The following is an 8,487-nucleotide window of genomic DNA, read 5'->3' on the forward strand; positions in this document are numbered from 1 at the left end:
GGGGGGACTCGATGCCACTGTCCGAGTACGAGCAGCGAGTGCTGGAGCAGATGGAGCGCGCGCTGAGCAGCGACGACCCCCGTCTGGCCAACACCCTGCAGCAGGCGCGCCGCCGGTCGCCCCTGCGGTATGTCCTGGCCGGCGTAGGAGTCGTCGCGGGGCTGTTGCTTCTCGTGCTCGGTGCCGCGAGCTCGGAGGCCTGGGTCGGCGTCGCCGGCTTCGTCCTCATGTTCGCCGGGGTCGCGTATGCGTTCGCCGCTCCCCGCCGGTCGAAGTCCGGCCCCACGGGCGTCGTCCGCCCCGACGGCACGATCGACCCGACGTCCAATCCTGACCGGGCCCGCACCGGTCAGCCGGCCCCTCGACCCGCGCCGGCGGCGAAGAAGGAAGGCTTCCTCTCCCGGCTCGAGGAGCGCTGGGAGCGTCGTCGCGACCAGGGGCGCTGAGGCCCGGCGCCGAGGGAGGCGCCGGGTGACCGGGGCGGACCCCCGGCGTCCGGCACCGCGGCCCACCTGAACACCGCAGGAGCCCGACCGGTCCAACGACCGGCCGGGCTCCTGCATGCCTTCGGCCCTGCTCCTGCATGTCTCCGGCCCTGGGGCTCCGGCACGGGGTGTGCCGGCTCCGTGGGCTTCAGGCCCGTGTGTGCAGGCCCGTGTGTGCGGGCGCCTGTGCTCGATCTCCGGGCCTCGTGTCCCGTGTCTCCGGTCCCCGTCAGTCCCCGGCGGTCGTCAGCGCGCGCCGAGCGTCTCGCCGAGCCCGGCGGTGACGGCGTCGGTGAGGCGCTCCAGCTCGTCCTGCGCGGGGGCGTCGGGGTCGCGCGCGTACCGGCTCTGCTCGGCCGCCCCGGCCAGCACGGTCAGGTCCGCGAGCACCTCGGGAGTCAGGGACCGGCCGGACCGGGTGGTCACCGCCGAGGAGATCACCTCGGGCGCCCGGCGGAGCGTCGTGTCCGGCGGGAGGCGGACCCCCTCGGACGCGAGGGCGCCGAGCACCTGCTGCCACGCCAGCTCCGGGTCCAGGTCCTGCGAGGCCCGTCGTCGACGCGCCAGGAGGAGCACCAGCCCGCCGGCGAGCAGGACGATGAGGGAGCCGGCCGTGATCCACACCCAGGCGGGGAGCCCGGTGTCGACGATCGGCGTCGCCGACACCGCCGTGGAGGCCGTGGGTGTGGCTTCGTCCGTCGCCGTCGAGTCGCTGGTGGGCCGGTGGTCCCGGAGGTCGCCGGACGTCGGCGCGGGCGCCGGCTGACCCTGCACGCGCGGCGTCGTGTACGCGGGCGCGCTCCCGGTCTGCTGGGCCGGCGTGGGCTCGAACCGCACCCAACCCGAACCGGGGAAGTAGATCTCCGGCCAGGCGTGCGAGTCCTGCCCGGTGATCTGCCAGGTGGTGTCGCCGGTGCGGTCGCCGGGCAGGTAACCGACGGCGATGCGCGCCGGGATCCCGAGGGACCGGGCCATGACCACCATCGTCGTGGCGAACTGGATGCAGTACCCCGTGCGGTTCTGCAGGAAGTCCCAGACGGGGTCGCCGGTGCCGCCGCGCGGGATGGTGGTCGAGTAGGTGAACCGGGTCGGGTCGCGCAGCCAGCGCTGGAGGGCCACGGCCTGGTCGTACACGGTGTCGGCGTCGTCGACGACGTCGCGGGCCGCCTCCTCGACGTCGCCCGCGTGGGCCGTGTCGGGCACCTGGGTGTAGATCGGGTCGAGGTCGGCGGCGGGGGCGTCCCGCAGCCGGTCGGGGGTCAGGTCGCGCTCGTGCACGGTGAGCGTGTACGAGTCGCCGGCACCGGTGAGCCCGCCCACGACCTCGTCGCGGATCGGGTCGTAGCCCCAGCTCCCGCCCGCGTCGCCGGCGTCCACCGCACGGGGGTCGATGGTGAGGGGGAGCTTGTCGTCCCGCAGCTCGCCGACCTCGAGGGCCACCGAGCGGACGGTGCTCTTCCCGGAGGGCGGGTCGTCGGGCCACAGGACGTCGTCGGCGCCGAAGTCGCGGCCGGCGCGCTCCTCCCCGCGCTGCCAGCGACGCCCGTCGAAGGCGGTGGCGGTGTAGCTGCGCAGCGGGCCGACGTCGGCGTCGGACCCGGTGTCGTACGTGAGCACCACGGAGCTCGACCGCTCGGTGAGGCTGCGCAGGATGTCGAGGTCCTCGGCGAGGCGGATCGTGTCGCCGGTCGTCGTGAAGGCGCGGTACCAGCCGGTGGGCCCGCCCGGGAGGGCGGCCGACGCGCTGCCGACGAGGCCCGCCACCACGGCGAGTGCCGTCGCGGCCGCCGTCGTGGCCACGGCGCGGGAGCGCTCGGCGCGGCGCACCGGGCCGGGGGTGCGTTCCTGGCGCCGGGACCGCGCCGCGAGAGGGCCGTCGATGGTCAGGAGCAGCAGGAGGGCGGTCACGGTCACCACGAACACGCCCCACGGCACCCGCCCGGTCAGGACGAGGGGAGGCGCCCAGAGGGCCAGGAGCGGCAGGCCCGCGCCGGCGGGCCGCCGCAGAGCACCGGCGATCGCGTCGGCGAGGAGGAGCACGAGGAGGGTGCCTCCCACCGCGAGCAGGCCGATCGGCACGCTGCCCGCGACGGGCGCGACCTCCGTACGGGCGATCTCGCCGGCCTCGCCGAGCCGGGCCACCACCCGCGAGACGTGCTCGGGGGTGACGAAGAACGTGGGGTCGGCGGTCGGACCGCCGAAGCGTGCGGCCAGGAACCAGGCCGCGACGACGGCCCCGAGGAGGGTGGGCCACCCGCTCCCCGTCTCGCGCGGGCGGCGTCCGCGGGCGCGTGCTCGGCGCTCGAGGACCACCCGCGTGGTGACGGTCGTCGCGCTGACGAGGAGGATGCCGACCAGCCCGGCGCGCGTCCAGCCGCCGGGGACCACGACGCTGGTGAGGGCGAGCATCGACGCCGCGACCGCGACGGCGACGAGCACCCCGGAGGCGATGGTGCGGGCGGTCGGGCCCGCGTGGGCGGGGATCATGCGATCCCCTCGGCGAGCAGCGCCCAGGCGCGGTCCGGTGGGGTGCCGGGCGGGCACGTCGCGACCCGCCAGCCCGCGGCGCGCAGGTCGCCCACGACGGCCTCGGCGCCCGTCAGCGCGGCGGCCTCGCGGGAGCGCGCCTCGGGGAGGGCGACGACGAGCGCCCAGCAGGTGCCCTCGACGCCGAGCTCGGCGATCTCCCGCAGGGCGGCCTCGGGCTGCGGGCCGAGGACCGCGACGAGGACCTCGTCCTGCGCGCGGTTGGCACGCAGGGAGCGGACGGTCTCCAGGACGGCGCGCTCGGCGTCGGCCGCGCCGCGGTGGCCGTGCAGGTCGACGGCCTGGTCGAGGATCGTCGCGCGGCCCGTGCGCGCGCCCGCGGCGAACGGCACGGGCACGGGGCCGGTGCCGGTGGGCACCAGGCGGGCGGGGTGCCCCGCCTCGAGGAAGGACACGGCGATCGACGCGGCGAGCTCCACGGCCCGCTCGCCGTCCGCGTGCGTGCGGGCGCCGCGCGACGACGGCCAGACCCCGGTGCGCGGGTCCACGGGCGGCGGCAGCAGGGACCGGTCCAGCAGCACGGTCACCGGCCGCACGCCGGCGCTCTCGTCCGCGCGGACCATGAGGCGCCCCTGCCGGGCCGACCCGGCCCAGTGCACGCGGCGGGGGTCGTCACCGGAGACGTACTCGCGCAGCACGGAGTCGTCGGTCGAGGCGAAGCGTGCCCCGGTGGCGGCGCGGTCGACCTCGCCGAGGACCCGGGTGCGGGTGGGCAGCTCGACGGTGCGCGGCCAGACGGCGACCTTCGTCGCGACGCCGAGGGGCTGCGTGGTCCGGACCAGGCCGAAGACGTCGGTGCGGGTGGTGAGCAGCGGGCCGAGCGGCCAGCGCCCGCGCCGGGAGGGGGTGAGCGCGTACGAGACCGTGATGCGGTCCGCGTGCGCCGTGACGCGGGCGCGGATGCCGTGCGGCCCGGCGAGCTCGTGCGCCGCCTGCTCCGAGAGCTTCAGCCGCGCGAGCCGCTCGTAGGCGGCGCCGGTGCGGGCCCGGGCGCCCACGACGAGGCGGACGGACGCGGTCTGGTCGCGCACCACCGGGTTCGGCGTGAGCTCGCGCGTGACGACCAGCGCGCCGCGGCCGGCGTCGAGGCGCTGCGTCCCCATGAGCGCCCAGGCGAGCAGGACGGCCAGCACGGCGGCCGCGCCGAGCCCGACGACGTCGGGCAGCTCGAGGAACGCCCCGAGCGCCGCGAGCACGAGGCCCGCGACCAGCAGCGCCGTGCCGCGGCGGGTGGGGCGGACGCGGGCGAGACGCCGCAGCGCGGGGTGCGCGTCGTCCCTTGCCGCGGCGGGCGGGGTCGGGCCGGGCGCGCCGGTCTCGGCGCGGCCCGGTGCGGGCCGGGCGGCGTCGTCGCCGGTCATGGTCGGCGCCCTACCGGCCGCGCGAGGGGCGCGCGACCGACCCGGCCGGCGGGAGCGCGGACACCGTGCGCCCGCCGGGCACGTCCGTGCGCCGGACGATCTCCTCGACGACGTGCTCGGGGGTCACGCCGCCGAGCCGCGACTCGGTGCTGAGGATGAGGCGGTGCGCGAGGACGGGGACGGCCAGGCCCTGGACGTCGTCCGGGAGCACGTGCGTGCGGCCCGCCATGGCGGCGACGGCCTTCGCCGCGCGCAGGAGCTGCAGCGAGGCGCGCGGGGACGCGCCCAGGCGGAGGCCGTCGTGGCCGCGGGTCGCGCCGACGAGATCGAGCACGTACTGCTTCACGGGCGCGGCGGCGTACACGGCCCGCACGACCTCGGCGTAGCGCACCATGTCGTCGCCCGTGGTGACGGGGGACAGGTGGGCGAGCGGGTCGGCGGACTCCTGCCGGTCGAGCATCTGCAGCTCGGCGTCCGTGTCGGGGTAGCCGACGGTGAGACGGGCCATGAAGCGGTCGCGCTGCGCCTCGGGCAGCGGGTACGTGCCCTCCATCTCCACCGGGTTCTGGGTGGCGACGACGAGGAACGGCCGCGGGAGCGTGTGGGTGGTCCCGTCGATCGTGGTCTGGCCCTCCTCCATGCACTCGAGGAGCGCCGACTGGGTCTTGGGCGAGGCGCGGTTGATCTCGTCGCCGATGACGACGTTGTTGAACACCGGGCCGGGCCGGAACTCGAAGTCGTGGGTGGACGTGCGGAAGATGTTGACGCCCGTGAGGTCGCTCGGCAGCAGGTCCGGGGTGAACTGGATGCGGCCCACGCGGCAGTCGATGCTGCGGGCCAGCGCCTTGGCGAGGGTGGTCTTGCCGACTCCCGGGACGTCCTCGATCAACAGGTGACCCTCGGCGATCAGGACGGCGACCGTGATCTCGGCGAGGCCCGGGCGACCGGAGACGACCGAGTCGACGGCCTCGCGCACCCGCGTCGTCGCGGCGACGAGCGCGTCGAGGTCGCGCGCCAGGGCGGCCGGGTCGGCGCCGTCCGCGTGGGCGCGGCCCGAGGTGTCCTCCGTCTCCGTGCGTGCGCCGGCGAGCGTGGGGGAGACGGGTTCTGGGTGCACGGGTGACCTCCGGTTCACGTGCTCGTGACGGTCCTCGCAGCCTAGTGGAATCACGGCCCCGCGTGACGTCGATCACCCGGATCACCCGCTCCACCCTCCTCCACGACCCGCCGGCCGGCCGCGGCGGCGCGGGGGCGGGCCGACCGGACCGGCCGCGGGCCCTCGTGCGGGGCCCGGTTGGGAGACCGTCCGGGGCCGGGTCGGCGCACGCCCTCCACCGCGCTCCACCGGGGCCTGCACCGGGCCCCGGCGCCCTGACCTGGGGCGATGTGTGGGGACTGTGCGCGGAGCGGGTGAGATGGGGAGAACTGCCCATCCTTTGCCGCGCCTGGTGGAGCAAAGTGGAGTAGCGTGGAGGATGCGGGAGCGCGAGGGGAGGTGCGAGCCGTGGCAGGTCTGGAGGACACGTTTCCGGGGGCCGGGCTGCTGCTGGGCACCTACACCCCCAAGCTCGACGAGAAGGGCCGGCTGATCCTCCCCGCGAAGTTCCGGGCCCGACTCGCTCCCGGCCTCGTCATGACGAGGGGGCAGGAGCGCTGCCTCTTCCTCCTCCCCATGGACGAGTTCGGCCGCATGTACGAGCAGGTGCGGCAGGCCCCCGTGACCAGCCGGCAGGCGCGCGACTACCTCCGCGTGTTCCTGTCGGGTGCGAGCGACGAGCTGCCGGACAAGCAGGGGCGGGTCGTCATCCCGGCCGCCCTGCGCACGTACGCCGGTCTCGACCGGGACGTCGCCGTGATCGGCGCCGGCACCCGCGTGGAGGTCTGGGACCGGACCACCTGGGAGACCTACCTGGCCGAGCAGGAGTCGTCGTACTCCGAGACGTCCGAGCAGATCTTCCCCGACCTGCAGTTCTGACCGACCACAACCGCACAGCAGCACCGGCGCCTCCACGGGCGTCACCCGGGCCCCGCACGACGAGGCCTCCTCCCGCGAGGGTCTGGCGCACTTCCCCGGCGCCAGAACGGCGCGGAGGGAGACCTGGCCGGGCGGGGCCCGAGCATCACAGGGCGACCGCGGACGACGCGGACGACCGACGACGAGCACTGACGAGCACCGACGAGCACCGACGAGCACCGAGAGGAGAGCCACCGATGACGACACCGGACGATGCGCGTGCGACGGGCGACCGTCACCTGCCCGTGCTTCTCCAGCGGTGCGTGGACCTCCTCGCGCCCGCGCTGGTGGAGCCGGGCAGCGTGCTGGTCGACTGCACGCTGGGCATGGGCGGGCACACCGAGGCCGTGCTGGAGCAGGTCCCGACGGCCCGGGTCGTGGGCATCGACCGGGACACGCAGGCGCTGCGCCTGGCGTCCGAGCGGCTGGCCCGCTTCGGGGAGCGCTTCACCCCGGTGCACGCGGTGTACGACGAGATCGGCGACGTCGTCGCGGAGCTCGGGCTCGACGGCGTGCAGGGCGTCCTCATGGACCTCGGGGTGTCCTCGTTGCAGCTCGACGAGGCCGACCGCGGCTTCGCCTACGCGCAGGACGCGCCCCTCGACATGCGGATGGACCAGACGCGCGGCATCACGGCCGCCGACGTCCTCAACTCCTACGACGAGCGCGCCATCGCCCGGCTGCTGCGGGAGTACGGCGAGGAGCGGTTCGCGCCGCGCGTCGCCCGGGCGATCGTGCGACGGCGCGAGGAGCGCCCGTGGGAGCGGACGGGCGAGCTCGCGGACCTCGTGCGCGCGTCCATCCCGGCCGCCGCCCGCAAGACGGGCGGCAACCCGTCGAAGCGCACGTTCCAGGCGCTGCGGATCGAGGTGAACGGCGAGCTCGAGGTGCTGGAGCGCGCCGTCCCCGCGGCGATCGAGGCGCTGGCCACGAACGGCCGGATCGTCGTCGAGTCCTACCAGTCGCTGGAGGACCGCATCGTCAAGCGGGCCCTGGCGCGCGGCACGACGTCGAGCGCACCGGCGGGCCTCCCCGTGGAGCCCGAGACCCACAAGCCGTACCTCGAGGCCCTGACGCGGGGGGCCGAGGAGGCCGACGAGGCCGAGCTCGAGCGCAACCCGCGCGCCGCCTCGGTGCGGCTGCGGGCGGCGCGCCGCGTCCGTCCCACCCCCGACCACCTGCGCACGACGCCCGCGACCACCAGGCGTCCGACCACCAAGCGCCCGACCGCGGCGCGCCCCACCAAGGAGGACCGCCGATGAGCGCCCTGCGTGCCCCCGCCACCCCCGGGACCCGTCCCGCCGCGGCACCCCGCCGCGCGCCGCTGACCTCGCTGCCGGGCGGCGCCGCCGACCGGGGGCGACGGCTCGACGCCGTCCGGGCACCGCTCCAGGCGACGTCGGGCGTGCCCTTCCTCGTGCTGTGCGCGCTCATCCTCGCCGGGGCGCTGCTTGCGGCCCTGCTCCTGAACACGTCGATGGCGCGCGGGTCCTACGAGGCGGCGCGGCTGCAGGCCCAGGTCGGCCAGGTCGCACAGGACGTGCAGGGCAAGCAGGAGGACCTGCGCGCCGCAGAGGCGTCCCTCGCGAAGCGCGCCACCGACCTCGGCATGGTCCCGGCGCAGGACCCGACGATGATCAGCATCGAGAAGCGCGCCACCGTCGGCATCGGCGAGGGCGACGCGAAGGCGGGCACCGCGGGGAACCGGTGAGCGAGCGACGCGCGCCCGGGTCGGCGCGGGGCGCCGGCAGCGGGTCCGGGAACGGGCGCGGGAACGGGCGCGGGAACGGGCGCGGCTCGGCGGCCGGGCGTGCGACACGCCCGGTCCAGGGTCGCTCGGGGCGGGCGGCTGCCCCGCAGACTCGGGGGGTGAGCTCCTCCCGCACCTCGTCCGGCTCCGCGCCGCGCACCTCGTCCGGCTCCGCGCCGCGCGCCGCGTCCGGCTCCGCGTCGGGCGCGCGCGGCGCGGCCCGGCCGGCCTCCGGGCGGGGCACGGTGCGTAACACGAACCCCGCGACGCCGCGGGGCGGCGTCGGCGGCCGGACCACGACCGCGCGGCGCACGGGCTCGGGCGCCGTCC

Annotated in this window: 7 protein-coding genes and 1 pseudogene; 5 read left to right on the top strand and 3 right to left on the bottom strand. The window is 76.5% G+C overall.

Annotation, left to right across the window (positions count from 1 at the left end):
- Positions 1 to 11: 11 nt before the first annotated feature.
- Complete coding sequence (locus ACFWDO_RS08400) at positions 12 to 446, top strand: DUF3040 domain-containing protein (RefSeq protein ID WP_380319545.1); 435 nt, start codon at positions 12 to 14, stop codon at positions 444 to 446.
- Positions 447 to 731: 285 nt separating this feature from the next.
- On the opposite strand, the gene ACFWDO_RS08405 is transcribed toward ACFWDO_RS08400, so the two are convergent.
- From ACFWDO_RS08405 to ACFWDO_RS08415, 3 genes are read right to left on the bottom strand one after another with little or no spacing between them, the layout of a single operon-like run.
- The gene (locus ACFWDO_RS08405) at positions 732 to 2,972 is read right to left on the bottom strand and encodes a transglutaminaseTgpA domain-containing protein (RefSeq protein ID WP_380319542.1); all 2,241 of its coding nucleotides are present in this window, start codon (positions 2,970 to 2,972) and stop codon (positions 732 to 734) included.
- Complete coding sequence (locus ACFWDO_RS08410; RefSeq protein ID WP_380319539.1) at positions 2,969 to 4,393, bottom strand: DUF58 domain-containing protein; 1,425 nt, start codon at positions 4,391 to 4,393, stop codon at positions 2,969 to 2,971. Before ACFWDO_RS08410 ends, ACFWDO_RS08405 begins: the two co-directional genes overlap by 4 nt.
- 10 nt (positions 4,394 to 4,403) lie before the next feature.
- Complete coding sequence (locus ACFWDO_RS08415) at positions 4,404 to 5,510, bottom strand: AAA family ATPase (protein WP_380319536.1); 1,107 nt, start codon at positions 5,508 to 5,510, stop codon at positions 4,404 to 4,406.
- Between the two features lie 423 nt (positions 5,511 to 5,933).
- Between ACFWDO_RS08415 and mraZ the strand changes: the two genes are divergently transcribed.
- From mraZ to ACFWDO_RS08435, 4 genes and pseudogenes are all read left to right on the top strand, one after another.
- Positions 5,934 to 6,368 carry a division/cell wall cluster transcriptional repressor MraZ gene (mraZ, locus tag ACFWDO_RS08420; RefSeq protein ID WP_079576362.1) on the top strand — a complete coding sequence of 145 codons (435 nt, stop codon included), beginning with the start codon at positions 5,934 to 5,936 and terminating at the stop codon, positions 6,366 to 6,368.
- Positions 6,369 to 6,604: 236 nt separating this feature from the next.
- On the top strand, positions 6,605 to 7,669 hold the full coding sequence (rsmH, locus tag ACFWDO_RS08425) for a 16S rRNA (cytosine(1402)-N(4))-methyltransferase RsmH (protein ID WP_380319533.1): 1,065 nt from the start codon (positions 6,605 to 6,607) through the stop codon (positions 7,667 to 7,669).
- Positions 7,666 to 8,118: a hypothetical protein gene (locus ACFWDO_RS08430; RefSeq protein ID WP_380319530.1), complete on the top strand. Its 453-nt coding sequence runs from the start codon at positions 7,666 to 7,668 to the stop codon at positions 8,116 to 8,118. Before rsmH ends, ACFWDO_RS08430 begins: the two co-directional genes overlap by 4 nt.
- Before the next feature lie 158 nt (positions 8,119 to 8,276).
- Positions 8,277 to 8,487 (top strand): annotated as a pseudogene (locus ACFWDO_RS08435) (hypothetical protein); the annotation flags it as partial.

Origin of the sequence: Isoptericola sp. NPDC060185 (genome assembly GCF_042728595.1) — a bacterium.
GTDB lineage: Bacteria > Actinomycetota > Actinomycetes > Actinomycetales > Cellulomonadaceae > Isoptericola.

What these genes read in the sequence shown, in the direction of transcription:
- ACFWDO_RS08400 (WP_380319545.1), top strand. Translation starts at nt 12, where the DNA reads ATGCCACTGTCCGAGTACGAGCAGCGAGTGCTGGAGCAGATGGAGCGC.
- ACFWDO_RS08405 (WP_380319542.1), bottom strand. Translation starts at nt 2,972, where the DNA reads ATGATCCCCGCCCACGCGGGCCCGACCGCCCGCACCATCGCCTCCGGG.
- ACFWDO_RS08410 (WP_380319539.1), bottom strand. Translation starts at nt 4,393, where the DNA reads ATGACCGGCGACGACGCCGCCCGGCCCGCACCGGGCCGCGCCGAGACC.
- rsmH (WP_380319533.1), top strand. Translation starts at nt 6,605, where the DNA reads ATGACGACACCGGACGATGCGCGTGCGACGGGCGACCGTCACCTGCCC.
- ACFWDO_RS08430 (WP_380319530.1), top strand. Translation starts at nt 7,666, where the DNA reads ATGAGCGCCCTGCGTGCCCCCGCCACCCCCGGGACCCGTCCCGCCGCG.